A 23,970-nucleotide genomic window follows, 5' to 3' on the forward strand; every position below is an offset into this window, starting at 1 on the left:
GAAATTTTCGCCCTGCATTGCGACGCCCGAACGTCGCGAACGCATCACGGGTACCCGCATCGAATCGTAGGGCGGCGCGAACGTGGTGGCTTTGGGTTGTCGTGGTATCGACGTGTGCTGGCGCTGAATATCGTTGGCGAGGCGATGCAACCCATGGGCGAGTGCCGCACGGCATCGCGGACGCTGGCCGAGAAGCGGTGTACGGGGTCGTATCGGGTATGCAAATCGGCGGTGCGCAGAAGACGACAACAAAATCAATGACTGTATTGGGTGTACGGGGTGTAAGGGGTATGTTTGATTTTATGATAAGGCCGATTTCGCTCTTATATATATTCGATTTTAAGCCCTGAGCTTTGAAATCGCGATCAAAGCACCCCCGACGGCCGTACAACACTCCTACTATTCCTAAATATCGCGCTCATTCTTCGTTTGCCGCGCAGCTATCCAACCTCACTCCTCACTTTCATCATGATCCAAACGAAGCCACCATTCTCCGGCAGTGCCGTTGCCAACCCACATATAACCCTGCGCCTTCGTACCATCGAGCCGAACCGACTGATTCTTATACCCAAGACGCTTCATGATCGCCGCTACCCTGTTCGAGTCAGTCTGCGTGAACTGCCCAATGGGACGCTCTAGCAACTTCGACAATATCCACGCGGCACCGCGAACCTTGCGATAAGGCTTCTGTGTCGCTGAACCACCCGGCCACGACTCATTGGGCCAACCTTCTGCACATCCCGGGGTGTGGATCCCGCCTTCCAGCAGACGACCGCGAAGCACCAACTCCCATGCATCCATCTGCGACCAACGCTCATTGACCTTGACCTGCTCGTCGAGAAACCATTGATCGGTCGCGCCGGGGGCCGGCCACCACTTTTCCCCGGTGCGGATGCGTGTGACAGCCTCTGCCCAAATCTGATCGACGTTGCGAGCCAGCGCGTCGTGTCGGATGCCATCAACGTTCTCACCCAGATCGACGACCCAGTAGCGGCGCTCGCCCGTTGGGTCGCGGAGGAAAGGCTCGGGGTTCGCGGTACCGACGGTGACGAACTGGCGCGGATACTCAACGAAATCCACGTCAAAAGCTTTTCGGTATTTGTCGCTGAGGCGAGTCTGGAATGCCTTGTAAGCCAGGTTATCACGCCGGCTCAGCGACGACATCTCGGACATTTCAATGAACCAGTGGCCGCGCATCTTTTGCTGGCCGTCCTTTGTGGCGAAGTCGTCGGTGTATTCGACCACGCGATCCCCTGACAGAATGCGCAGCGCTTTGTTCTTACCCTTCCCCTGCTTGCTCACGAACACCAGCATGTTATCCATTTGGCAGCCCGGCTGAAGCGCTCGGGCGGCTGTGCCGATTGTCCACCATCGTTCGATCTGACGGTAGTACTGCGTATCGGGCGCTCCCGTGAGCAGATGCATCCAGCCGTCCCGCGACGTTCCATCCCACTGCAGGTTGAGCAAGTAATCTTGCAGGGAGTCGAACTGATTGACGCGGGCGACGCGGGTAACAGCCGCGCGAACCTGCAGCGGCCTGATTGTTGGGATCGCCGCGCGCTGCACTGTTCTTGTCACGTCGAAGTACTCGTCTTGGCCCATCGCGGTACCTGACCCCGACGATGGTTCGCCAAACTTGATCTCGTCCCTAAACTTGTCGTAGCGAATTACGTTGCCGTACATATTCGAAACTGCGATGGCCGCGTTCTCTTCATTGGCAATGATAGCGCCAGAACCATCGTCGCCGCGCATGAGTTGATCCTGCCAGCGCGCGGCCTTACGCTCGGTCATGAGTTTGGCAATGGCTTGATCGAGCATATTCTTAAGCGTCGTGGTTCCTTTGAAGGTGCCACCAGACGAAAAACCATGCACACCTGAACCGAGAAACAGCATAACGAGCGTTGCTTTTTGCCCCTCGTCCAGACTCCCGTTAAATACTAGCAGCGCAACCTTATTGATTATTGGCTTTAGTTTCTCCGGGTAGGTCGGCTCGCCGTGGTCTTTGCGTTTCATGGCCTCGACGCGAAACCCAGCGATATCGCGCTTGATGGTTTCGTATGTGGGCACCTCAACGGGCAGCGTGCCATCGTCCCCGGCAACGTTGCCAATCGCCTTCGCGATCTCGGCGCCATGGGCTGCAGCGGCCGATATGTCAGGCCTTGAGCGTGGGTTCGTGAAGCCCTTCTTGATGCCGCTACGGATTGTCGCCTCGATCCCTTTAAGGGTGTGTGCCGCAACGCCTCCGTTGAATTCGGCGGCTTCAAGAAGTGCGCGCTCGACTGCGGCACGGTTAAGCTCACCGCCGGCAATTAACTCGCCCAATTGCATGGCGGCGATATTGAGGTGGTGGTTTCGGCCTGTTTTTAGCGCGCGGTATGCGCCGACAATGTTCCTAAGAGCGCCGGCGGCCCATGGCGACATCTCGGCGTTCGGAGCCAGCGGGGGCTTTGCTTCGCCGGGTGCCGCCGCGTGCTCGCGTTCGCCCGGCTTCGTTATCAGCTCAAGCAGACCGTCCGGCGGCTCGGAGATATTCGCCGGATCAAACGGGCTGTCCCATGTGTACTGAGCGAGGCCACCGTCGCCGTTGTCGCCAATCGATGGCGAGACGACAATGTAGCCGCCGTCGCCGCGAATATCGATCCCTGAATCCTTTGCTTCGTTGGCACCGTCGGTAAGGGTGCCAGCGCTGTTTCTTACAGGGTGATCTTTTGGCACTTTGAAAAGAAGATGCTGACCGCCGCGCGGCGTGTGGGACATTTGGGTTTCGATGACCCACCCGCGCTCAGCGACCAAGGCGGCCCATGTAACGCGACCATCTCGGGTCAGAACGCCATCTTTGTTGTGCTTCGGGGCGTCAGGGTCAACAGCTATGAAACCAGATGTGCTACCTGTTGGCACGGCGACGTTAGCGTCGGGCCACTGATGCCACCAGTTCCGAATCGTTGTCTCATTCTTTGAAGCATCGCGGAATCCGTTGGTGGTTCTAGGAATTTTCTTGTGAGGCAAGCACGGAAACACTGGGATGCCGTGCGACGCGTACATCAACGCCGCATCCAATAGCAGATTTGCACCGGGCGCCACGGTCGATACCGGCGTATCAACCCAGACTTTTTCGGCATTGGTGAATACTTCAGTCACTTCGTTGTCTCCTGCATTTTATTGTTGACGGTGCAGGATATGGATGAACGCGACGCCTTTTGCCGCGCTGCTTCCGCGTCGACTAGCGTGCCACGTATGCCGCGATTAACACCGAACTGAACATGACCGCGAACTGGACCGATCTGAATCTGTACGGGCTTACGTTTGCCCCTGGCGATGGCATCGGCGATGCGACGCTGGCGGCGGTTCTGCGTACTCATGCCGACACCCAGCGCCGAACTTCGGCTTCTACCTGCACGCGCGGCCGACCTGACTGGTGCGCAATCGCGTCGACTACGCCAACGTAAACGTCTGGCGTTAGTCGGCCGCAGGCATGGAAATCGCTAACCTCTTTGCAGACGAGAGAGACATCGCTGCCGTGGTTTATAAGAGCGATTGCGTCGCGCAACGCATTTAAGGCTGCGCTCATGCGACCTGCTCCGCCGCTGGGGCACGATACCCAGACGGGTCTTTGACCCACGCAGCGATATCCGCTTCACGCCACGCGATGGCGCGCGCACCGAGCTTGACGGAACGGGGAAACGTGCCCTCCCGCATCTTTCGATAGATGGAGTCCACCGCTGAGTAGCCCGTAATGGTCAGGACTTCAGGGAGGCGCAGGAAGCGCGGAAGAATTGGTTCTTGGGAATCGGTCGTCACGGGCACACCCCATTACTTTAACGCACCGAGTTTTTAGAGTCTGCGAGAGGTGCGAAGCAGGTGGTGTGGTGACCCGTTGCGTTAATATACGTCGCGATTTTGATTTGCAATATGACTGATCGAACGAAACGAAAATTTATTGAGTCGCTCGTATCGGGATGACGTTCGCACTCGATGCCATAGGTGGGGCCGCGCAATATGTCGACCAATCGTCCATGAGCCTGCGGCGTTTCTCAAGCGCGTCAGAACGTCGGTATGCGGCTTCTGTCTCGCTTTTCACCTTATGAGCCAGCGCCATTTCGATCACTTCGCGCGGAAAGTTCGTCATGTCACCGGCCCAATCGCGGAACGACGACCGCATGCCGTGAACAGTCAAGGTTTCACATCCATCCATATCGCGGAGGTATTCCAACATAGCCGAACTCGATAGGCCGCTGGTTCGTCGTGCGCCGGGGAAGATGAATGGCGAGCCTTTTATTCGAGGGGTCGTCTTGATTATTTCTAGTGCCCTCGCACAAAGCGGAACGCGGTGCGGTCGGTCAGACTTCATTCTTTCGGCCGATAGCGTCCACAACCCGGTGGCGAGGTCGATCTCGCTGTCGACAAACTGCCTAATCTCGTTGCTTCGGGCCGCCGTCAGAATCGTGAACTCAAGGGCGCGTGCCGATATGCAATCCTTGGCGCGCAGCCGCTCCATGAACGCGGGCAGGTCGAGGTACGGCATCGCCGGGTGATGCTTGGTCTTCGAAACCTGTGAAGGCGCGGCCAGAAGACTCTCCATGTGACCCCGCCACATTGCAGGGTTCGCCCCCTTTTCCCTGAAACCGCGAACAGCTGCCCAGTCAAGAATGGCCTCAATACGACCACGAAGGCGGCTTGCCGTCACGTTGACGGTGGTCCAAATCGGCTCAAGGATTTTGATTATGTGGCCGGTTGCTATCGACGAAACAGGCAGGTCCCCGATAACCGGGTAGGCGTAGGTCTCTAAGACTGCAGTCAGCGCGAGTGCCGTCTTCGGGTCGCGCCATCCTGCTTCCTTCGCCTTGATGAAACCCTCCGCCGCCTGCTTGAACGTCACGGTAGCGACGGCCTCGGCCCGCTTGGCTTCCCTTGCGGCGAGGGGGTCGATACCGTTGAAGACCGACTGTCGGGCGGCGAGGGCGAGGTCGCGAACCTCCTTGAGCGTCTCCCACAGAGTTACCGATCCGAGGCCCATCTGCCGAACCTTCCCATTGAAGGTGTACCTAAACGACCAGCTCTTCGTGCCGGTCTGTCCGACCTGCAAGAACAAACCTTGTCCGTCGCAGTACAGCCCCGGCTTGTTAAGCGCCTTAATCTTGAGGAAGGACAACCTGTTTATACTCGTCATCTTCACTCAACCCTACGTTCAACCCATGTTTGATTGCGCGAACGTATCGGGTGTCAAAATAACTTACAAGGCGATAAATCGTATATCTTTCAGTCACTTACTGCCGCTTATAATGACGCAAAATAACGCAAAATAACTCAAAGGTATGGGTAGCCTATCCGAAAGCAGGAGGCGCACAAGCTGCGCCCGATCAAGCCCAATTGAGGCTTTGACCGAACTTTCGGAAACGCTACTAACCCTGTTGTCTGGCTTGAGAATTCCGGCCGTTGCCGTGGCCGGTCATCGAGGCATGGAATGAGACGTTGAATCGGATGCTTCGCATCCTGATTCAAAACCTTCAGAAGTTGAATCAGCTTCCGAACCTGAATTGGAAAGTGACGCGAGAAATGTCCGGATCCGGGACCGATAAAACCAAGTCTGGTTTGGACTTAGCCGGACCTGTTGTAGTTCTTGTCGAACCGCAGCTCGGCGAGAATATCGGCATGGCCGCGCGAGCGATGGGCAACTTCGCTCTTTCCCGTTTAAGAATCGTGAATCCGCGCGACGGCTGGCCGAACGTCGCCGCGCAACGCGCCGCGGCGGGCGCCGACCAGATCCTGGAGAGCGCCGAATTGTTCGACTCCGTCGAGCAGGCGGTCGCGGATCTGACGCTGCTGTTTGCGACCACCGCCCGCGCCCACGACCAGGCCAAGCCGGTGGTGGCGCCTGCGGACGCCGCGGTCGAGATCGCCGCCCATGTCGCAGGCCGGGGCGGGGTCGGCATCATGTTCGGCCGCGAGCGCTACGGTCTCCAGAACGAGGAGGTCGCGCTCGCCAACCGGATCATCACCTTCCCGGTCAACCCCGGTTTCGCCTCGCTCAATTTGGCGCAGGCGGTGCTCTTGATCGGCTACGAGTGGTTCAAGCTGTCGACCGGCGGCGCCCTGCCGTTCGCGATGCCGGAACATTCCGAGCCGGCCTCCCAGCACCAGATGCAGGCCTTCTTCGACAATCTCGTTCGGGAACTCGACAAGGTCGAATTCCTCCGGCCGGTCGAGAAGCGGGAGACCATGCTGGTCAACCTGCGCAACATCTTCACCCGGATGGAGCCGACCAAGCAGGACATGCATACCCTCCACGGGGTGGTCATGGCGATCGCCGAGGGGCGCAAGGGTCCGGCCAAGGGCGGCGTGCTCGACGGCGAACAGGCGACCCGGCTGCGGGCGCTGTTGGCCGAACACAGCCAGGCCGCCGCGCCCTCCGAAAATGGAACCGTCCGTGGGCTGGCCCGGTTGCTGCGCCGCAACCCGACCGACGCCGAGCGGATGCTGTGGCAGGCGCTGACCCGGGACCGCCGCTTCGCCGGCCAGTTCAAGCGCCAGACCCCGGTCGGCCGCCACATCCCGGACTTCGTCTCCTTCGTCCACCGGCTCGCGATCGAACTGGTCAACCGGACCGAATCGGAGGCGATCGTCGCCGACCGTGCCGCGCGGCGGAGCTGGCTCGAGGCGAGGGACTACCGGGTGGTCGAGATGCGGGTGGCGGAGGTGGAGCGGGACCTTGAGGCCGAACTGGGACGGCTCGAGGCCAGCCTGCGGCCGGTGGGCTAACGATCCCGGCCCGCCCGGGTCCAGAAATAAAAATCGCGAAAACAACCCCATGCAAAGATAGGACGGGCCTTGGCTAGACGGCCACGAGCTGCGCCGTCCCAGCCGCCCGCTTCGGCTTCTTCACCCTGGATGGCCCGAACAGGGAACCGGCGGCCAAGGCGGCGGTGTCGGCGACACCCGGGTCTCGTGACACCATGGCGGCGACGATGGCGCCGTCGATCAGCAGCGCCAGTTGATGCGCCAGACTCTCCGGGTCCGCCGCGCCCATTTCACCGGCGAGCTTTTCGATGTGCGCCAGCACCACCTTCTTGTGCTTTAGCGCGATGGCGCGAAACTGTTTGGCGTCCTTGTCGTGCTCGGCGACGGCGTTGATGAAGGGGCAGCCGTAAAACCGCTCTTCGCCGAACCAGCTCTTCAGCGCCGGAAAGATCCGCGTCAGCTTTGACTGCGCGTCGCCGCCGCCTTCCTCCATCGCGCCGATGAACCATTCGCGCCAGGCCTTGCCTTCGCTCTCCAGCACGGCGTGCACGAGGTTGGTTTTCGAGCCGAACAATTTGTACAGCGTGGTCTTCGCAGTGCCGGCTTCATGGATGATGGCGTCGATGCCGGTGGCGTTGATTCCGTTTTTGCAGAACAGGTGAGTGGCCGCGCTGAGCAGACGGCCGCGCGCCGACTCTTCGTCGTTTGCAGCGAGCGCTGCGGCGACGGCCTGCTTCTTCGAAACTGATTTGCCCATGGGCGTCAGTAAATCGAACCGCGGCGAAATCATCAAGTCGCATCTTTGTGCGCGCAGAATAATCGCCAACACGCGGCAATTGCATCGGCTTTGTGCACGGCGCGGCTGATCAATTTCCGTGCAGGCATTGCTAAGCAGCGAGAGAAGTTCGGCTTTTGCTTTTGGCGAGGTCTGGCACGCTTCATGCAGGAAACAGACCGTTCGGTATCCTACCCCCAGGGAGAAAACAACGATGACCGCGGTCGCTCAAAAAACAGTGCTCACAGGCTGCCTCGCGCCGATCGACAAAGGCGGGCTTGAACAGCTCATCGCCAACGGCAAGGCCAACCCGAAGGTCATCAAGACCTTGAAGTGCAAGACCGTGGCGGAAGGCAAGTTCCGCCACGCCAACTACATCCGCAACCTCGCGCCCTACATCGTCGACGAGCCGCCAGGACTGCTCGGCGACGACACCGCACCTAATCCCTCGGAAGCGTCACTGGCTGCGCTGGGCTCCTGCCTCGCGGTTGGTCTTCATGCCAACGCCGTTCACCGCGGCTGGATCGTCAACAAGCTCGAGCTCGAACTCGAGGGCGATCTCAATATCACCGCGGTGTGGGGCACCGGCGACGTCAGCGAAAAACCGGTCGGCTTCACCGATGTTCGCGTCAAGGTCGATATGGCCTGCGAGGGCGTGTCCCAGAGCGAGATCGACGCGCTGGTGACCCACGTCAAGCAATGGTCGCCGGTAGCCAACACTTTCACACGCCCGGTCAACCTCGAAGTCAGCGCCTAGCGGCCGCGCAACCAAGACCTCAGAACTAAACCTCGAAATTGGCCTGACAATTGACCTTGGGTGCGGAGGGTTTCATGGGTTCACCGGCGGTATCCCGGCTCGCGGTTGACGATCTTCCATCGGCATCGATTGCCGATCAGGTCGCGTTGATCGCGCGCAAGAACCTCGCATCCCAGGCGATCGCGATCGACGAGGGCACCGTCTATCCCGACGAACTGCTGCGGCGCCTCGGCGATGTCGGGGCATGGGGCAGTCATCAACCGCTGAATGGCGCAGCCGATCTGCGCTGCGCCATTCAATCCATCGCCGTTCTCGGTGAAGTCTGCGGGGCAACCGCCTTCATGGCGTGGTGCCAGACCACGCTGGTCTGGTACGCCGCCAATTCAAGCAATCCGACACTGGCCGCAAAGTTCGCCGACAAATTTGCCACGGGACAAGTCCTCGGCGGCACCGGGCTCTCCAATCCGATGAAGAGCTTCTTCGGGATCGAGAAGCTCAAGCTGAAGGGCCGCAAGGTCGATGGCGGTTACGTCGTCAAGGGCGCGCTGCCCTGGGTCTCCAATCTCGGTGCCGATCATTTTTTCGGCACGATCTTCGAGCGCGAGGACGAGACCGGACCGGTGATGTTCCTCGCCGATTGCTCCAACCCGGCGATCACGCTGCAGCCATGCAAGCCGTTTCTCGCGATGGACGGTACCGGCACTTACGGCGTCCAGTTCCGCGACGTTTTCGTGCCCGACGAGCTCATCCTGGCCGACCCCGCAGCTCCCTTCGTCAAGAAGATCCGCGCCGGCTTCATCCTGCTGCAGGCCGGCATGGCGCTCGGCCTGATCAAGGACTGCATCCAGATCATGGATGAGGTCGACGCGCCGCTCGGCCACGTCAACCGCTATCTGCCGCAGCAACCGATCCAGTTTCGCGAACTGCATTCGGAGTTCGAGAAGGAGACGATGGCGCTGGCGTGCGATCCCTACAACGCCGACGAAAGCTACTGGCGCCGTGTCATCGCACTTCGATTGCGGCTCGGCGACGCCAGCGTCGCGGCCGCGCATGCCGCGATGCTCCATTGCGGCGCGCGCGGCTACCTGAAGAGCCACCGCGCCCAGCGCCGGCTGCGCGAAGCCTATTTCGTCGCCATCGTCACCCCCGCCACCAAGCAGCTTCGCAAGATGCTGGCGGGCGACTGAGTTCGGAAGAGGATTTTTCGGTTCGACCCCCAACTGCAACCCAAGAACAGGAGAGGCCTGCCATGACGGACGTGCTGATTACTGCCGGCGAACTCGTCGAATTCTTGAAAACGGAGCCGTGTGTCGTCATCGACACCCGCAATCCCGACGCCTACGGCGCGGGACATCTGCCCAATGCCGTCAACGTCCATGAAATCTTCACGTACCTCGCGACCTCGACGCCGGAAGGCATGCAGGAGCTGAAAACGAAATTCGCCGACGCGTTCGGCGGCGCCGGACTTTCCGGCAAGGAAACCGCCGTCATTTACGAGCAGTCGATGAACTCCGGCTTCGGCCAGTCCTGCCGCGGCTATTACCTGCTCACGATGCTCGGCTATCCCAAGATCAAGGTGCTGCATGGCGGTTACGATGCCTGGGCGGCCGCAGGCCTGCCGACCACGACGGACGTGCCGTCGCCGGTGAAAGCGTCGTTCTCCATCGTGCCCGAAGCCGGCGAGATCCTGATCGACGCCAAGACCATGCTGGCCGCACTCGGCAAGCCCAGCATCGCGCTGCTCGACGTGCGCGATGTCGATGAATGGATCGGCGACAGCTCTTCGCCCTACGGCAAGGATTTCTGCCCGCGGAAGGGACGGATTCCCGGCGCGGTCTGGCTGGAATGGTACCGGATGATGAAACCGACCGCGGAAGGCCCGCGCTTCAAATCGAAGGACGAGATTTTGGCCGAATGCGCCACCGTCGGGATTTCAGAGAATACGCCGGTCTATCTCTATTGCTTCAAGGGCGCGCGGGCCTCGAACACCTTCCTCGCGTTGAAGAACGCCGGCGTGAAGGACGTTCGGATGTATTTCGGCTCCTGGAACGAATGGTCGCGCGATCCGTCGCTGCCGATCGACGAGGGCTTGCCGACGGCTGCCCGCGTCACCGGCAAGGCGGCATAGGACGTGCATGTTTCTCGCGGCCCGGTCGAAACAGGCCGGGCCGTGAATGAATTGACCCGGTACGCGGCGGATAAGGGCTTCCGCCGCGCCGGCGTGACAAAGGGGCGCAGCATGTCCACCTTCGACGATCCCTTCGACGCGAGCCGCGAACTCTCGCGTGCCGGCTGCGTCTGCGGCCAGCATCGCTCCGCAGCCGAACACGAACATGCGGCATTGGCGCTGCGTTGCGAGCCCGTCGAGAGCGAGCAACAGCGCTACGAGGGCGTGGTCGCTTCCGCCGTGGTGCGGGCGATGTTTCCGCAGGACGCCGCGCGCCGCGCCTTCCTGAAATCGGTCGGCGCCTCGACCGCGCTGGCCGCGATCTCGCAATTCTTCCCGATCAAGGCGGCGACCGAAGCGTTCGGCAACACCGGTACGCCGGAGAAAAAGGATCTCAAGGTCGGCTTCATCCCGATCACCTGCGCCACGCCGATCATCATGGCCGCGCCGCTCGGCTTCTATGCCAAATACGGCCTCAACGTCGAAGTGGTGAAGACCGCCGGCTGGGCGGTCATTCGTGACAAGACCATCAACAAGGAATACGACGCCTCGCACATGCTGGCGCCGATGCCGATCGCGATTTCGCTGGGGCTCGGCGCCAACGCGATCCCGTTTGCGGTGCCGGCGATCGAGAACATCAACGGGCAGGGCATCACGCTCGCCATGAAGCACAAGGACAAGCGCGATCCGAAGGACTGGAAGGGCATGAAGTTCGCCATTCCGTTCGACTATTCCATGCACAATTACCTGCTGCGCTATTACCTCGCCGAACACGGCCTCGATCCCGATACCGACGTGCAGCTGCGCTCGGTGCCGCCGCCCGAAATGGTCGCCAATTTGCGCGCAGACAACATCGACGGCTTCCTGGCGCCCGACAACATCTGCCAGCGTGCGATCTATGACGGCGTCGGCTTCCTGCATATCCTGTCCAAGGAAATCTGGGACGGTCATCCCTGCTGCACCTTCGCGGCGAGCAAGGAGTTCATCACGCAGTCGCCGAACAGTTTTGCGGCGCTGACGCGGGCGATCGTCGATGCGACGGCCTATGCCTCGAAAGCCGAAAACCGCAAGCAGATCGCAGAGGCGATCGCGCCGCCCAATTACATCAACGCGCCGGTGACGGTGCTTGAACAGGTGCTGACCGGGACCTATGCCGATGGGCTCGGCGGCGTGAAGACCGATGCCAAGCGCGTCGATTTCGATCCGTTCCCCTGGCAGTCGTTTGCGGTGTGGATGCTGACCCAGATGAAGCGCTGGGGCCAGATCAAGGGCGACGTCGATTACAAGGCGGTGGCCGAGCAGGTCTTTCTCGCGACCGACACCGCCAAGGTGATGAAGGAAATGGGGCTGACGCCGCCGGCGTCCTCCTACAAATCCTTCTCGGTGATGGGCAAGACCTTTGACGCCGCCAAGCCGGAGGATTATCTGGCGAGCTTCAAGATCAGGAAGTCGTCGTAGAGGTTGATGAGATCAGGTTGACCTGGCGCGACATCCGAGAGTCACCTCTCCCTTCGGGAGAGGTCGGCGCGCAGCGCCGGGTGAGGGGTTACGGTGTCTCTTGGGCAGCACCCCCTCACCCGATTTGCTACGCAAATCGACCTCTCCCCGCTAGGGAGAGGTGAAGCGGACGCGCGGGCTAGCTGGTTCGACCAAAAATCATCACGCATCCGCCTGCCGCGAACGGGCGGCCGAAATCCCGAGCGCCTTCATGCGCGAGGCCAGCGTGGTCGGCTTGAGGTCGAGCATTGCGGCAGCACCGCCTGCGCCGAACACCTTGCCGTTGCAGGCGGCAAGGGCGGCCAGGACGTTGGACCGTTCGTGATCGCGCATCTCGGCTGACGTCATCACGGCCGGCCGGGCCTCGCTCTTCTGGCGGCTGGCGCTGGCCGGTGCGTGCGCGCCGGCCATATCAGGCAGATCGATCCGCAAACGTCCGTTCTGCGACAGGATCGCCGCGCGCTCGATCACGTTCTGCAGTTCGCGGACATTGCCGGGCCAATCGTAACGCTGCAGCCGCCGCGCATCGCCCTCCGACAACCGCAGATCGGATTTCAGCTCATTGCTCTCGCTCATCAAAAAATGCTGGGCCAGCAGCGGAATGTCCTCGCGGCGGTCGCGCAGCGGCACGGATTCCACTGGGAACACGTTGAGCCGGAAATAGAGATCCTCGCGGAACCGGCCGCGCTGCACTTCCTGCTTCAGGTTCCGGTTAGTGGCGGCGATCACGCGGACATCCACGGTGCGGGTGCGCTCCTCGCCGACGCGCTCGAAATTGCCTTCCTGCAGCACACGCAGCAGCTTGCCCTGCAACTCCAGCGGAATTTCGCCGACTTCATCGAGAAACAGCGTGCCGCCATCGGCGAGTTCAAACCGCCCGATGCGGTCGCGCACCGCGCCGGTGAAGGCGCCCCTGACGTGCCCGAAGAACTCGCTCTCGAACAGTTCACGCGGGATCGCCGCGCAGTTGACGCGGATCAGCGGCCGGTCGCGGCGGTTGCTGGCTTCATGAATGGCGCGCGCGATCAGTTCCTTGCCGGTGCCGGACTCGCCGGTGATCATGACGGCGGCCGTGGTCGGCGCGACCAGCTTGACCTGGCGCAGCGTCTTCTGGATCGCTTCGCTCTGGCCGATGATGCCGCGCGGGTTGGTCTCGATCCGGATTTCTTCCTGCAGATAGGCGTTTTCCAGCTCCAGCCGCTCGCGCAAGCGGTCGACCTCGGCGAGGGCGGCGTGCAGTTTCTCGTCGGCTTCGCGGCGGTGGCTGACGTCGCGAAACACGATCACGGCGCCGACCACCGTGCCGCGGTCGCGGATCGGCGTCGACGTGTACTCGACCCACACCGGCGAGCCGTTCTTGCGCCAGAACACTTCGCCGTCGACGTTGTGGACCGCGCCATCGCGGAACGCGGCATAGATCGGGCAGTCTTCGTCGGGATAATGACTGCCGTCGTGGTGGCTGTGGTGAACGATCGGATGGATGGCCTTGCCGACCAATTCCTCGGCGCTCCACCCCAGCATCCGCTCGGCGGCCGGATTGACGAAGGTGGTCTTGCCCTCGGCGTTGACGCCGTAGATGCCTTCGCCGGCGGCGCGCAGGATCAACTGGTTCTCGCGCTCGATATCCTGGAATACCCGTTCGACACGCTGCCAGGCGGCGAGCCCGCCGCGCATATGGTCCTCGGCGGTCGCGTCGACGTTGCGGCGGCGGCGCTGCTCGAGATCGCTCATGGTGAGCAATATCAGCGTGCGACCGTCATGCGGCACCATCGATCCCGTATATTCCAGCCGCAGCTTCTGGCTGGTGGCGTGGCGCGGCGTCAGCGCGTTGGTCCACCAGGCACCCTTGTCGAGCACGGCCTGGCTGAACACGATCAGCGCAGGCACTTGCCCGGCATGCAGCGCGCTGAATTTGGTTTCCCGCAGCAACGTCCGATCGTAGCCGAGCAGGGCGCAGGCGGCGGGATTGGCATCGATGATTTCGTCTGTATCCGGATCGAGCAGCAGCGTCGGCTCGACCAGATAATCAAAGGCGATAGTGCGCAGATCGAGATCGCGCGCCGTCGCGGCATGCGGATGCGGCGTCGGGTCCATTCTCCAAAACTCCGAGAAATCGTAATTCGGCTACGATATTTCGTGTATCACGAATTTTCGTAGCCGCCAACAAGCCAGCTAAATAGCTGCAATGATTCGATAAATTCGGTCTGCCGTGGCTGGCACACTCCTTGCGTAATTAACTTCAGCGTTACGCAGGAGGTTTCATGTCCACGTTCGACAATCCGTTCGATCCCGCCCGCCAACTCCATTCCAAGGGTTGCAGTTGCGGCAGGCACGTTAGCGATGCCGAACATGATGCCGCCGCGCAGCTTGCGCTGCCGCCGGCTGTTACCGCTTCCGAAGAGGCCCGATACGAGAACGTGGTCGCTTCAGCCGTGATGCGCGCGATGTTTCCGCAGGATGTGGCGCGCCGCGCCTTCCTGAAATCGGTGGGCGCTGCGACCGCCGCCGCCGCGCTGTCGCAATTCTTTCCGCTCAAGACCGCGACCGAGGCCTTCGCGCAAGGCGGGCCTCTGGAAAAGAAGGACCTCAAGGTCGGCTTCATTCCGATCACCTGCGCGACGCCGATCATCATGGCGGCGCCGATGGGGTTTTATGCCAAGAACGGCCTCAACGTCGAAGTCATCAAGACCGCCGGCTGGGCCGTCATTCGCGACAAGACCATCAACAAGGAATACGACGCGGCGCACATGCTGTCGCCGATGCCGCTCGCGATCACCATGGGCGTCGGCTCCAACCCGCTGCCCTACACCATGCCGGCGGTTGAAAACATCAACGGCCAGGCCATCACGCTCGCGGTCAAGCACAAGGACAGGCGCGACCCGAAGACCTGGAAGGGTTTCAAGTTCGCGGTTCCGTTCGACTACTCCATGCACAATTACCTGCTGCGCTATTATCTCGCCGAACACGGCATCGACCCGGACGCCGATGTGCAGATCCGCGCCGTGCCGCCGCCGGAGATGGTCGCCAATCTGCGCGCCGACAATATCGACGGTTTCCTCGGCCCCGATCCGATGAACCAGCGCGCGGTCTATGACGGCGTCGGCTTCATCCACATCCTGACCAAGGATATCTGGGAGGGGCATCCCTGCTGCGCCTTCGCCGCATCGAAGGAATTCATCACCTCGATGCCGAACACCTATAGCGCCTTGCTCAAGTCGATCATCCAGGCCACGGCGTTCGCGCACAAGGCCGAGAACCGCAAGCAGATCGCGGAGGCGATCGCGCCGGCGAATTATCTGAACCAGCCGCAGATCGTGCTGGAGCAGATTCTCACCGGCACGTTTGCCGACGGCCTCGGCAATGTGGTGACCCAGCCGAACCGCGTCGACTTCGATCCGTTCCCCTGGCAGTCCTTTGCGATCTGGATCATGACGCAGATGAAGCGCTGGGGTCAGCTCAAGGGCGATGTCGATTATGCCGGCATCGCCGCGCAGGTCTATCTCGCCACCGATGCTACCAGGTTGATGAAAGAGGCGGGACTGACGCCGCCGAGCACGACGACCAAGAGTTTTTCGGTGATGGGCAAGACCTTCGATCCGGCCAAGCCCGAGGATTACCTCGCCAGCTTCAAGATCAGGAAGGCGAGCTGATGGCGGAGACGCAACTACATTTGCCGCTGTCGTCCCGGCGAACTCAGATGCGCAATTGCGCATCGGGGGGACCCATACGCCGTGCCCCTTGTATGGGGCACAACGTCAACGACCTTCTTTCATCATCACTGCCGCGGAGTATGGGTCCCGGCGTTCGCCGGGACGACACGTTGAGGGAGCGTACCCAATGACCTCCTCCTTGCGTCTTCGCGCGGCGATCGTGTCGATCGTGCTGCTCGCCGCGTTCCTCGGGATCTGGCACATTTCTACGCGCGGCACTGGTACCGTCGCCAACATGACGCCGGAATACGCCAAGCTGATGGGCCTGACCGCGACCGCCGGCAAGTCGGCGATGCCGGGCCCGCTCGATGTCGGCGCCAAGCTGTGGGAGCATCTGAAGAGTCCGTTCTACGACAACGGGCCGAACGACAAGGGCCTCGGCATCCAGCTCGGCTTTTCCATCGCCCGCGTCGGCCTCGGCTATTTCCTCGCGGTGATCGTCGCGATACCGCTTGGCTTCCTGATCGGCATGTCGCCGCTGTTCAGCAAGGCGCTCGACCCGTTTATCCAGGTCCTGAAGCCGATCTCGCCGCTGGCCTGGATGCCGCTCGCGCTCTACACCATCAAGGATTCCAGCATCTCCGCGATCTTCGTGATCTTCATCTGCTCGGTGTGGCCGATGCTGCTCAACACCTCCTTTGGCGTCGCGGCCGTACGTAAGGAATGGATCAACGTCGCCCGCACGCTCGAAGTCGGGACCGTGCGCCGCGCCTTCACCGTGATCCTGCCGGCGGCGGCGCCCACCATTCTCACGGGCATGCGGATATCGATCGGCATCGCCTGGCTCGTGATCGTCGCGGCCGAGATGCTGGTCGGCGGCACCGGCATCGGTTACTTCGTCTGGAACGAATGGAATAATCTTTCGATCACCAACGTCATCATCGCGATCCTCCTGATCGGCATCGTCGGCATGCTGCTCGACCAGATCCTTGCGCGGTTCACGCGCATGGTCACGTTCCCGGAGTAGCTGATATGACCGACAAATTCATCTCGATCGAAGGCATCGCGCGGCGTTATCCCGGCGCCGATGGCGGCCAGATCAGCGTGTTCGAGGATCTCTGGCTGTCGATGTCGCGCGGCGAATTCGGCTGTGTGATCGGCCATTCCGGCTGCGGCAAGACCACGGTGCTGAACATCCTGGCCGGCCTCGACGAGCCGAGCGAAGGCGCCGTGATCGTCGACGGGCAGGCGATCGAAGGCACCAGCCTCGACCGCGCCGTAATCTTCCAGAGCCACGCGCTGCTGCCGTGGCGCACGGTGCTCGGCAATGTCGCCTATGCCGTGACCTCGAAATGGCGCGACTGGGACCGCGCCAAGGTGAAGGCGCATGCGCAGAAATTCATCGATCTGGTCGGGCTGACCGGCTCCGAGCACAAGCGCCCATCCGAGTTGTCTGGCGGCATGAAGCAACGCGTCGGCATCGCGCGCGCGCTGTCGATCACGCCAAAAATCATGCTGATGGACGAGCCGTTCTCGGCGCTCGACGCGCTGACGCGCGGCACGCTGCAGGACGAGGTTCGGCGGATTTGCCTGGAGACCGGACAGACCGCGTTCATGATCACGCATGACGTGGACGAGGCGATCTATCTTGCCGACAAGATTTTTCTGATGACCAACGGCCCAGGCGCCGTGCTGGCCGAGATCGTGGAAAATCCGCTGCCGAAGGACCGCGGCCGCATCGATCTGCACCGCCATCCCTATTATTACGCGCTGCGCAACCACATCGTCGATTTCCTGGTCAGCCGCAGCAAGACGTTTGCGGCCACGGTAACCAACCACGATCCGCGCAACGTGCCGATCGTGCGGCCGGGCAAGCCGGAACTGGTGGTCGCATCGAACATCGACGAGCAACACGATCAGTCGACGTCATGGCCGGGCTTGTCCCGGCCATCCACGTCGTCCTGAAGTGAACGAAGCAAGACGTGGATGCCCGGGACAAGCCCGGGCATGACGGAAGTCAAGGAGCCTGACATGAAACGCGAAGACCTCACCGAAAAGCTGCTCGACATCAAGCGCGAGAAAGGCTGGAGCTGGAAGCACATCTGCGAAAAGATTGGCGGCTATTCGGAAGTGCTGATCGTCGGCGCCATTCTCGGCCAGATGAAACTGACAAAGCCGCAGGCGGCGAATGCGGCCGAGTTGTTCGGCCTGTCGAAGGGCGAGACCGCGATGCTGAACGAGGTGCCGATGCGCGGCACCGGCACGCCGATGCCGCCGACCGATCCCCTGATCTATCGCTTCTACGAGATGGTCCTGGTCAACGGTCCGGCCTGGAAGGCGCTGATCGAAGAAGAATTCGGCGACGGCATCATGTCTGCGATCGACTTCGACATGGCGATGGAGCGCGTCGCCAATCCGAAGGGCGACCGCGTCAAGATCACGATGTCCGGCAAATTCCTGCCGTACAAGTATTACGGCGCGACGGGGAATGTGCCGGAGTATGGCTTCAAGGAGGGGTGACGTTGGCGTCGGGCGGCGACGGCAACGTCATTCCGGACGGCGCGAAGCGGCGATCCGGAATCTCGAGATTCCGGGTTCGATGCTTCGCATCGCCCCGGAATGACGGCGAGAGTAAGCCTCCGCATTCTCACGCCGCGGCGAACGCCGCCCGCACTTCCTTGATCGGCGCCATCTCGCGCACATAGGTAAATGCGCCCTGATCCTTCATTTCACGGGCGCATTTGAGGAAGGCGGCGAGCGCCACGCGCGCCATCGCGCCGCCGACGCTGATGCGCTTGACGCCGGCGGCGGCAATCTGCGGCACGGTCAATGTCGGGTCGGCAAATCCCATCACCAGATTGAAGGGCTTTCTGACCGACGACACCACGGTGCGGATGGTGTCGATGTCGTGCACGCCGGGTGAATACAGCACGTCGGCGCCGGCGGCCTCGAACGCCTGCAGCCGCTTGATGGTGTCGTCGAGGTCGTTGCGGCCCCACAGAAAGTTTTCGGCCCGCGCCGTCAGCGTGAACGGGAAGGGCAGCGCGCGGGCGGCTTCGACCGCCGCATGCACCCGCTCGACCGCGAGCCCGAAATCATAAATCGGGTTACGCGGGTCGCCGGTTGAATCCTCGATCGAGCCGCCGACCACGCCGGCTTCGGCCGCCCGTGCAATCGCCTTGGCGGCGGTCTTCGGGTCGTCCGCGCCGCAATTCTCCAGATCCGCATTGACGGGAAGGTCGGTCGCCTCCGCAATGGCACGGCAATTCTCGATGATGGCGTCGAGGCTGACGGTGGCGCTGCCGAGCGTGTTGGCAAGCCCGAGACTCGTGGTCGCCAGCGCCTCAAAACCCATCGCCGCGAGCAGCTTTGCGGTGCCGGCATCCCATGGATTGGGAATGATGAAGGCGCCGGCCCGGGTGTGGAGCGATCGGAACAGTTCGGCTTTTTTCATCTGGCTGCGCATCGGTCGTTTCCTTCAATTGATTGCTTTCGCGGCCAACATAGGAGGCTTCCGCCCATCAACCTAATTTGTTATTTCTCTTTATCTCATCAGCTTTTTGCATGGACGAATATGGACAGCGATGCGCTCAACACCTTCCTGACGGTTCACCGCCGAGGTGGAATTTCGAGTGCCGCCAAAGTGCTGCACCGTTCGCAGCCGGCGATATCGCGGCGCATTGCGCTGCTGGAGCAGGAACTCGGCATTCCCTTGTTCGAGCGAATCGCGGGGCGCACCATGCTGAGCGATGCCGGACGGGTGATGGTGCCGTATGCCGAGCGCGCGGTCGCCGCCGCGCAAGATGCGGAAAATGCGGTGCGGGCATTGGCGCGGCCGGATTCGGGACCGGTCGCGCTCGCCGTGGTCGGCACGCTCGCCGGTGGCCGCCTGTCCGAAATCCTCAAGCGGTTTGCGGCCGAATATCCCGGTGTCGAATTGACCTTGCGCACGGCGACCAGCGCGGAAGTCAGCGATCTGATCCGGCGCGGCGAAGCCACCATCGGGCTTCGCTACGACCGCGACCGCTCGCGCGATCTCGATTGCGAATTATTGCTCGCCGAACGGCTTCAGGTCGTGTGTGCGGCCGATCATCCGCGCGCCGGCCGGCGGGTCGCGAAACTGGCCGATTTGCGCGACGAACGCTGGATCGCGTTTCCCGTACTGCCGGGGCGGCGCGAGATCACGGCGTCACACGTGTTCGCGCTGTTTCAAACCCATGGATTGGGGGAGGTCGACTGGACACCGGTCGACAGCCTGACCGCGCAGAAGCGCCTGGTCGAGGCTGGCCTTGGCATCGCCTTGCTCTCGGAAAGCAACGCTGCGGAGGAACTGAAATACGGCTCGATCTCGACCATTCGCGTCGGCGATCTCACGGCGAGCCAGGATGTCGTGACGGTGACGCGACGCGGCGGCTTTCTCAGCGCGGCGTCGCGGCGGTTGTTGGAAATTGTCCGGGCGGAGTACGGCGGGACGAAAGCTTCGCGGCGTTGAGCAGTAGTCCATCCGTCGTCATTCCGGGTCTGGTCCGAAGGACCAGACCCGGAATCTCGAGATTCCCCGATGCGCAATTGCGCATCTGAGGTTCGATGCTGCGCATCGCCCCGGAATGACGGTGCCCGTTACGTTCCCGCCTTCACCTGGGCGACGGCTGTCGCCATCAGCTCGTCCATCTTGGCGCGGAGCTGCGGCTCGGTGAGGGCCACGCCCTTGGCGGTGAGGTCGCCCATCACCTTGCGAATGACGTCGGAATCGCCGGCTTCCTCGAAATCGGAGGCGACCACTTCCTTGGCGTAGGCGGTGGCGGCGTCGCCGGTCATTCCGAGCTTTTCTGCTGCCCACATTCCGAGCAGCCGGTTGCGGCGCGCCTCGGCCTTGAACTTCTGCTCCTCATCGAGGGCGTATTTCTTCTCGAAACCTTCCTCGCGCTTGTCGAAAGTGTTCATTTCCTGAGTTCCAATCCCTGCCAGATGCACGCGGGGGCCGCGTTGTGGCGGCGCCGTCGCCTACCTAGATAGAGGGGGCGAATCGGCAAAACAACGGGCCGTTAAGCCGCAGTCTACAGGTATAAGTTGGGCCCAATTGGGCCGGGTCGATTGTGCTGGGTAGCTCAATCGGATAGGTTGCCAGGAGGCTTGGTTCTTGTTCTGTTTCCAGGTGGTTAAGATCAGGTTCCAGGCCTTCACGGCAGCTCCGTCGTGGTCGTAAACCCTTGTCATCCGGAGCACACCAAATTCATGGATTTCAACAAAACACGGTACATCCCTATGAGCCGTCGACGCCGCATTTATGAAGGCAAGGCCAAGGTCCTGTATGAAGGCCCGGAGCCGGGAACCCTGATCCAGCACTTCAAGGACGATGCGACCGCGTTCAATGCCAAGAAACACCAGGTGATCGAGGGCAAGGGCGTCCTCAACAACCGGATTTCGGAGTACCTGTTTCAGCACCTCAACGACATCGGGGTGCCGACCCATTTCATCCGCCGCCTCAACATGCGCGAGCAGCTGATTCGCGAAGTCGAGATCGTGCCGCTGGAGGTGGTGGTGCGGAACGTGGCGGCGGGATCGCTGTCACAGCGCCTCGGCATCGAGGAAGGTACCCAGCTGCCGCGCTCGATCATCGAGTTCTATTACAAGAACGACCAACTCAACGACCCGATGGTCTCCGAGGAGCACATCACCGCGTTCGGCTGGGCGACGCCGCAGGAAATCGACGACATCATGGCGCTCGCCATCCGCGTCAACGACTTCCTCACCGGGCTGTTCCTGGGCATCGGCATCCGTCTGGTCGATTTCAAGATGGAGTGCGGCCGGCTGTTCGAGAACGAGATGATGCGGATCATCGTCGCCGACGAGATCTCGCCGGACTCCTGCCGGCTGTGGGACATCAAGTCGAACGAGAAGCTCGACAAGGATCGTTTCCGCAGGGATCTCGGCGGCCTGCTGGAGGCCTACACCGAGGTCGCAAAGCGTCTGGGTATCCTGATGGAGAACGAGCGGCCGGCGGGTACGGGTCCGGTGCTGGTGAAGAGCTGATCGGTCGCCGTCATCCTGAGGTGCTCGCCGGCTTCGGCGAGCCTCGAAGGATGGAGATGAAATACAAGGTCGCCCTTCGAGGCTCGGGCTTCGCCCGCGCACCTCAGGGTGACGTTCGGAATACTGGGCCAAGAATATGAAAGCACGTGTTACCGTTACCCTGAAGTCCGGCATTCTCGATCCGCAGGGCAAGGCCATCGAAGGCGCGCTGAAATCGCTCGGCGTCGATGGCGTCGCCAGCGTCCGTCAGGGCAAGGTGTTCGACATCGAACTGTCCGGCTCGGACAAGGCCACGGCCGAGGCGGCGTTGAAAGAAGCCGCCGACAAGCTACTGGCGAATACCGTGATCGAGAATTATGCGATTGAACTGAAGGGTTGAGGGTAGGCGAGATGGCCGAAGTGACGATGGAGCCGATGTTCGAGGTATTGAAATCGGTTCAGGCGCGTCTGGCCCAGGTCGACGGTAAGGTCGACGAGTTGAATCAACAAACGCAAGCATTACGAACATCGCAAAACGGTATTCGTCAGGAAATTGCGAGTGTGTTCCAGGAAATATCCGGCGTTCATGCGACGCTTGTTCGCCACGAGGGGCGTCTGGATCGCATCGAGAAGCGTCTTGAACTGAACGAAGTGCCCACGCAATGAAATCAGCCGTTCTCGTTTTTCCCGGTATCAATCGCGAGCGCGACATGGCGCGGGCGCTCAAACTCGCATCGGGCCATGAGGCCGCGATGGTCTGGCATGCCGAGACCGCGCTGCCCAAGGGGACCGATCTCGTGGTGGTGCCCGGCGGGTTTTCCTACGGCGACTATCTGCGCTGCGGCGCCATTGCGGCGCGTGCGCCTGTGATGGACGCGGTGCGGGATTTCTCGGCCAGTGGCGGCCTGGTGCTCGGGGTCTGCAATGGCTTTCAGATCCTCTGCGAGGCCGGGCTGCTGCCGGGTGTGCTGATGCGCAACGCGCAGCTGAAATTTGTCTGCCGCGATGTGCACCTGCGGGTCGAACGCTCGGATACCCCGTTCACGCGCGGCTATAATGCCGGCCAGGTTATCCGCGTGCCGGTCGCGCATGGCGAAGGCAATTACGAGGCCGATGAAGAGACGGTGAAACGGCTCGAAGGCGAGGGGCGGGTGCTCTACCGCTATTGCTCCGCCGAGGGCGTGGTCGACGAGAAATCCAACATCAACGGCGCTGCGCAGTCGATCGCCGGCATCGTCAGCGAGCGTGGCAATGTGCTGGGTATGATGCCGCATCCGGAAAACCACGTCGAAGACATCATGGGCTGCACCGACGGCCGCGGCCTGTTTGCCGGCCTCGTCGCGCATCTGGAAAAAGCGGCGTGATTGCCACTACGGCGCGGATGCTTTCAGCGCTGGCAACGTTTTTGTTCGTTGCCACTGCGGCCCACGCGCAGGATTACCCAAAACGTCCCGTCACCATGATTGTGCCGTTCGCGGCCGGCGGCACTTCTGACGTGATCGCGCGCGTGGTCGCCGAAGAGATGACCAAGGCGCTCGGACAGCCGATCGTGATCGAGAACATCGCGGGCGCCGGCGGTTCGACCGCGCTGACGCGTGCGGCGCGCGCGGATGCCGACGGATATACCATTGCGATCGGCAACGCCGGCACCAGCGCGGCGACCTATACGATTTATCCAAAGCTGGCGTTCACGCCGGACTCCTTTGTGCCGATTGCGATGGTGGCGAAGACCTTCGGCATCGTCGCACTGCGCAAGGATTTTCCGGCCAGGAACCTGCAGGAGTTCATCGCCTACGCGAAGAAGAATCCCGGAAAGATCAATCTCGGCCACGCCGGCATCGGCTCGTCGAATTTCCTGATCTGCAAGAGCTTTGCGCAGGCCGCCGGCGTCGACGTCACGCTGGTCGGCTATCGCGGCGCCGCGCCTGCGCTGACGGACGCGATCGGCGGCCAGATCGATGGGGTCTGTGATGCCGCGGCGTCCGTATCGCAGGCGATCGACGACAAGCTGGTGAAGGCCATGGTGGTCGGCTCATTGGTGCGGCTCGCGACCTTGCCCGACCTGCCGACCTCGGCCGAGGCCGGGCTTCCCGAATTCGAGGCGCAGGGCTGGAACGGCCTGTTCGCGCCAAAGGGAACGCCGCCGGCGGTCATCGCGAAATTGAACGCCGCAGCGAAGAGCGCGGTGGAGAGCGGTGCCGTCAAAAAGCGCTTTCACGATCTCTCGACCGTCGCGCCCGACGCCAACGAACACACGACGGAAGTGCTACAGCAACTGGTGACGCGCGATATCGAAAAATATCGCAAGCTTTTGGCGACGCCACAATAAGTCTGCAGTTCTGCCCATCAGCCGCGCCGTGTCCGGCTGGCCTGAAAT

General features: G+C 61.7%; 23 protein-coding genes. 15 read left to right on the plus strand and 8 right to left on the minus strand.

The features are described 5' to 3' along the window. Positions 1–450: 450 nt before the first annotated feature. The 4 genes from ACSQ84_RS09880 to ACSQ84_RS09895 all read right to left on the minus strand — a co-directional run bounded on the left by ACSQ84_RS09880 (position 451) and on the right by ACSQ84_RS09895 (position 5,149). Entirely contained in the window at positions 451–3,138 is a 2,688-nt protein-coding gene (locus ACSQ84_RS09880; RefSeq protein ID WP_436211490.1) for a VapE domain-containing protein, read from the minus strand. Next, a complete protein-coding gene (locus tag ACSQ84_RS09885; RefSeq protein WP_436211491.1) occupies positions 3,135–3,359 on the minus strand; it encodes a hypothetical protein in 225 nt (74 codons plus the stop codon). Before ACSQ84_RS09885 ends, ACSQ84_RS09880 begins: the two co-directional genes overlap by 4 nt. A gap of 205 nt (positions 3,360–3,564) precedes the next feature. Further along, the gene (locus ACSQ84_RS09890) at positions 3,565–3,798 is read right to left on the minus strand and encodes a helix-turn-helix transcriptional regulator (RefSeq protein WP_436211492.1); all 234 of its coding nucleotides are present in this window, start codon (positions 3,796–3,798) and stop codon (positions 3,565–3,567) included. A 136-nt stretch (positions 3,799–3,934) separates the two neighbouring features. Next, on the minus strand, positions 3,935–5,149 hold the full coding sequence (locus ACSQ84_RS09895; RefSeq protein ID WP_436211493.1) for a tyrosine-type recombinase/integrase: 1,215 nt from the start codon (positions 5,147–5,149) through the stop codon (positions 3,935–3,937). A 404-nt stretch (positions 5,150–5,553) separates the two neighbouring features. Between ACSQ84_RS09895 and ACSQ84_RS09900 the strand changes: the two genes are divergently transcribed. Next, on the plus strand, positions 5,554–6,756 hold the full coding sequence (locus ACSQ84_RS09900; protein WP_436212251.1) for a TrmJ/YjtD family RNA methyltransferase: 1,203 nt from the start codon (positions 5,554–5,556) through the stop codon (positions 6,754–6,756). A gap of 73 nt (positions 6,757–6,829) precedes the next feature. Here the strand turns inward: ACSQ84_RS09900 and ACSQ84_RS09905 are convergent, their stop codons facing one another. After that, entirely contained in the window at positions 6,830–7,492 is a 663-nt protein-coding gene (locus tag ACSQ84_RS09905) for a TetR/AcrR family transcriptional regulator (protein ID WP_436211494.1), read from the minus strand. Between the two features lie 232 nt (positions 7,493–7,724). Here ACSQ84_RS09905 and ACSQ84_RS09910 point away from each other — a divergent pair, with 232 nt between their 5' ends. The 4 genes from ACSQ84_RS09910 to ACSQ84_RS09925 all read left to right on the plus strand — a co-directional run bounded on the left by ACSQ84_RS09910 (position 7,725) and on the right by ACSQ84_RS09925 (position 11,892). Next, positions 7,725–8,267 (plus strand): OsmC family protein, encoded by a 543-nt coding sequence (locus ACSQ84_RS09910; protein ID WP_436211495.1) that lies wholly within the window; start codon positions 7,725–7,727, stop codon positions 8,265–8,267. 74 nt (positions 8,268–8,341) lie between these two features. Beyond that, positions 8,342–9,454: an acyl-CoA dehydrogenase family protein gene (locus ACSQ84_RS09915; protein ID WP_436211496.1), complete on the plus strand. Its 1,113-nt coding sequence runs from the start codon at positions 8,342–8,344 to the stop codon at positions 9,452–9,454. A 62-nt stretch (positions 9,455–9,516) separates the two neighbouring features. Continuing rightward, the gene (locus tag ACSQ84_RS09920; protein WP_436211497.1) at positions 9,517–10,395 is read left to right on the plus strand and encodes a sulfurtransferase; all 879 of its coding nucleotides are present in this window, start codon (positions 9,517–9,519) and stop codon (positions 10,393–10,395) included. A 111-nt stretch (positions 10,396–10,506) separates the two neighbouring features. Continuing rightward, entirely contained in the window at positions 10,507–11,892 is a 1,386-nt protein-coding gene (locus ACSQ84_RS09925; RefSeq protein ID WP_436211498.1) for a CmpA/NrtA family ABC transporter substrate-binding protein, read from the plus strand. 201 nt (positions 11,893–12,093) lie between these two features. On the opposite strand, the gene ACSQ84_RS09930 is transcribed toward ACSQ84_RS09925, so the two are convergent. After that, the gene (locus tag ACSQ84_RS09930) at positions 12,094–14,025 is read right to left on the minus strand and encodes a sigma 54-interacting transcriptional regulator (protein WP_436211499.1); all 1,932 of its coding nucleotides are present in this window, start codon (positions 14,023–14,025) and stop codon (positions 12,094–12,096) included. Positions 14,026–14,192: 167 nt separating this feature from the next. Between ACSQ84_RS09930 and ACSQ84_RS09935 the strand changes: the two genes are divergently transcribed. From ACSQ84_RS09935 to cynS, 4 genes are all read left to right on the plus strand, one after another. Continuing rightward, complete coding sequence (locus ACSQ84_RS09935) at positions 14,193–15,581, plus strand: CmpA/NrtA family ABC transporter substrate-binding protein (RefSeq protein WP_436211500.1); 1,389 nt, start codon at positions 14,193–14,195, stop codon at positions 15,579–15,581. A gap of 187 nt (positions 15,582–15,768) precedes the next feature. Continuing rightward, positions 15,769–16,608 (plus strand): nitrate ABC transporter permease, encoded by an 840-nt coding sequence (gene ntrB / locus ACSQ84_RS09940; protein WP_436211501.1) that lies wholly within the window; start codon positions 15,769–15,771, stop codon positions 16,606–16,608. A gap of 5 nt (positions 16,609–16,613) precedes the next feature. After that, a complete protein-coding gene (locus ACSQ84_RS09945) occupies positions 16,614–17,546 on the plus strand; it encodes an ABC transporter ATP-binding protein (RefSeq protein ID WP_436211502.1) in 933 nt (310 codons plus the stop codon). 66 nt (positions 17,547–17,612) lie between these two features. Then, the gene (gene cynS, locus ACSQ84_RS09950) at positions 17,613–18,101 is read left to right on the plus strand and encodes a cyanase (RefSeq protein ID WP_436211503.1); all 489 of its coding nucleotides are present in this window, start codon (positions 17,613–17,615) and stop codon (positions 18,099–18,101) included. 127 nt (positions 18,102–18,228) lie between these two features. Here cynS and ACSQ84_RS09955 read toward each other — a convergent pair whose 3' ends face one another. Further along, positions 18,229–19,047, minus strand: a complete 819-nt coding sequence (locus ACSQ84_RS09955) for an isocitrate lyase/PEP mutase family protein (RefSeq protein ID WP_436211504.1) — start codon at positions 19,045–19,047, stop codon at positions 18,229–18,231. Between the two features lie 108 nt (positions 19,048–19,155). Here ACSQ84_RS09955 and ACSQ84_RS09960 point away from each other — a divergent pair, with 108 nt between their 5' ends. Next, complete coding sequence (locus ACSQ84_RS09960; protein ID WP_436211505.1) at positions 19,156–20,073, plus strand: LysR family transcriptional regulator; 918 nt, start codon at positions 19,156–19,158, stop codon at positions 20,071–20,073. A gap of 128 nt (positions 20,074–20,201) precedes the next feature. Here the strand turns inward: ACSQ84_RS09960 and ACSQ84_RS09965 are convergent, their stop codons facing one another. Next, on the minus strand, positions 20,202–20,525 hold the full coding sequence (locus tag ACSQ84_RS09965; RefSeq protein ID WP_436211506.1) for a DUF1476 domain-containing protein: 324 nt from the start codon (positions 20,523–20,525) through the stop codon (positions 20,202–20,204). Between the two features lie 321 nt (positions 20,526–20,846). Between ACSQ84_RS09965 and purC the strand changes: the two genes are divergently transcribed. The 5 genes from purC to ACSQ84_RS09990 all read left to right on the plus strand — a co-directional run bounded on the left by purC (position 20,847) and on the right by ACSQ84_RS09990 (position 23,922). Continuing rightward, a complete protein-coding gene (purC, locus tag ACSQ84_RS09970) occupies positions 20,847–21,614 on the plus strand; it encodes a phosphoribosylaminoimidazolesuccinocarboxamide synthase (protein ID WP_171708996.1) in 768 nt (255 codons plus the stop codon). Positions 21,615–21,750: 136 nt separating this feature from the next. Next, positions 21,751–21,993, plus strand: coding sequence for a phosphoribosylformylglycinamidine synthase subunit PurS (gene purS / locus ACSQ84_RS09975; protein ID WP_436211507.1), 243 nt, complete (start codon positions 21,751–21,753; stop codon positions 21,991–21,993). 11 nt (positions 21,994–22,004) lie between these two features. Continuing rightward, the gene (locus ACSQ84_RS09980; RefSeq protein WP_436211508.1) at positions 22,005–22,259 is read left to right on the plus strand and encodes a hypothetical protein; all 255 of its coding nucleotides are present in this window, start codon (positions 22,005–22,007) and stop codon (positions 22,257–22,259) included. Beyond that, entirely contained in the window at positions 22,256–22,957 is a 702-nt protein-coding gene (gene purQ, locus ACSQ84_RS09985) for a phosphoribosylformylglycinamidine synthase subunit PurQ (protein ID WP_436211509.1), read from the plus strand. The genes ACSQ84_RS09980 and purQ overlap by 4 nt, the downstream gene beginning before the upstream one ends. 17 nt (positions 22,958–22,974) lie before the next feature. After that, positions 22,975–23,922 (plus strand): tripartite tricarboxylate transporter substrate-binding protein, encoded by a 948-nt coding sequence (locus ACSQ84_RS09990; RefSeq protein WP_436212252.1) that lies wholly within the window; start codon positions 22,975–22,977, stop codon positions 23,920–23,922. Positions 23,923–23,970 lie beyond the last annotated feature (48 nt).

The organism is Bradyrhizobium sp. LjRoot220 (genome assembly GCF_964252915.1).
Classification (GTDB): domain Bacteria; phylum Pseudomonadota; class Alphaproteobacteria; order Rhizobiales; family Xanthobacteraceae; genus Bradyrhizobium.

What these genes read in the sequence shown, in the direction of transcription:
- ACSQ84_RS09945 (WP_436211502.1), top strand. Translation starts at nt 16,614, where the DNA reads ATGACCGACAAATTCATCTCGATCGAAGGCATCGCGCGGCGTTATCCC.
- ACSQ84_RS09930 (WP_436211499.1), bottom strand. Translation starts at nt 14,025, where the DNA reads ATGGACCCGACGCCGCATCCGCATGCCGCGACGGCGCGCGATCTCGAT.
- cynS (WP_436211503.1), top strand. Translation starts at nt 17,613, where the DNA reads ATGAAACGCGAAGACCTCACCGAAAAGCTGCTCGACATCAAGCGCGAG.
- ACSQ84_RS09900 (WP_436212251.1), top strand. Translation starts at nt 5,554, where the DNA reads ATGTCCGGATCCGGGACCGATAAAACCAAGTCTGGTTTGGACTTAGCC.
- ACSQ84_RS09915 (WP_436211496.1), top strand. Translation starts at nt 8,342, where the DNA reads ATGGGTTCACCGGCGGTATCCCGGCTCGCGGTTGACGATCTTCCATCG.
- purS (WP_436211507.1), top strand. Translation starts at nt 21,751, where the DNA reads ATGAAAGCACGTGTTACCGTTACCCTGAAGTCCGGCATTCTCGATCCG.
- ACSQ84_RS09910 (WP_436211495.1), top strand. Translation starts at nt 7,725, where the DNA reads ATGACCGCGGTCGCTCAAAAAACAGTGCTCACAGGCTGCCTCGCGCCG.
- ACSQ84_RS09980 (WP_436211508.1), top strand. Translation starts at nt 22,005, where the DNA reads ATGGCCGAAGTGACGATGGAGCCGATGTTCGAGGTATTGAAATCGGTT.
- ACSQ84_RS09960 (WP_436211505.1), top strand. Translation starts at nt 19,156, where the DNA reads ATGGACAGCGATGCGCTCAACACCTTCCTGACGGTTCACCGCCGAGGT.
- ACSQ84_RS09990 (WP_436212252.1), top strand. Translation starts at nt 22,975, where the DNA reads ATGCTTTCAGCGCTGGCAACGTTTTTGTTCGTTGCCACTGCGGCCCAC.
- ACSQ84_RS09920 (WP_436211497.1), top strand. Translation starts at nt 9,517, where the DNA reads ATGACGGACGTGCTGATTACTGCCGGCGAACTCGTCGAATTCTTGAAA.
- ACSQ84_RS09925 (WP_436211498.1), top strand. Translation starts at nt 10,507, where the DNA reads ATGTCCACCTTCGACGATCCCTTCGACGCGAGCCGCGAACTCTCGCGT.
- purQ (WP_436211509.1), top strand. Translation starts at nt 22,256, where the DNA reads ATGAAATCAGCCGTTCTCGTTTTTCCCGGTATCAATCGCGAGCGCGAC.
- ACSQ84_RS09965 (WP_436211506.1), bottom strand. Translation starts at nt 20,525, where the DNA reads ATGAACACTTTCGACAAGCGCGAGGAAGGTTTCGAGAAGAAATACGCC.
- purC (WP_171708996.1), top strand. Translation starts at nt 20,847, where the DNA reads ATGAGCCGTCGACGCCGCATTTATGAAGGCAAGGCCAAGGTCCTGTAT.
- ntrB (WP_436211501.1), top strand. Translation starts at nt 15,769, where the DNA reads ATGACCTCCTCCTTGCGTCTTCGCGCGGCGATCGTGTCGATCGTGCTG.
- ACSQ84_RS09955 (WP_436211504.1), bottom strand. Translation starts at nt 19,047, where the DNA reads ATGCGCAGCCAGATGAAAAAAGCCGAACTGTTCCGATCGCTCCACACC.
- ACSQ84_RS09905 (WP_436211494.1), bottom strand. Translation starts at nt 7,492, where the DNA reads ATGGGCAAATCAGTTTCGAAGAAGCAGGCCGTCGCCGCAGCGCTCGCT.
- ACSQ84_RS09935 (WP_436211500.1), top strand. Translation starts at nt 14,193, where the DNA reads ATGTCCACGTTCGACAATCCGTTCGATCCCGCCCGCCAACTCCATTCC.
- ACSQ84_RS09885 (WP_436211491.1), bottom strand. Translation starts at nt 3,359, where the DNA reads ATGAGTACGCAGAACCGCCGCCAGCGTCGCATCGCCGATGCCATCGCC.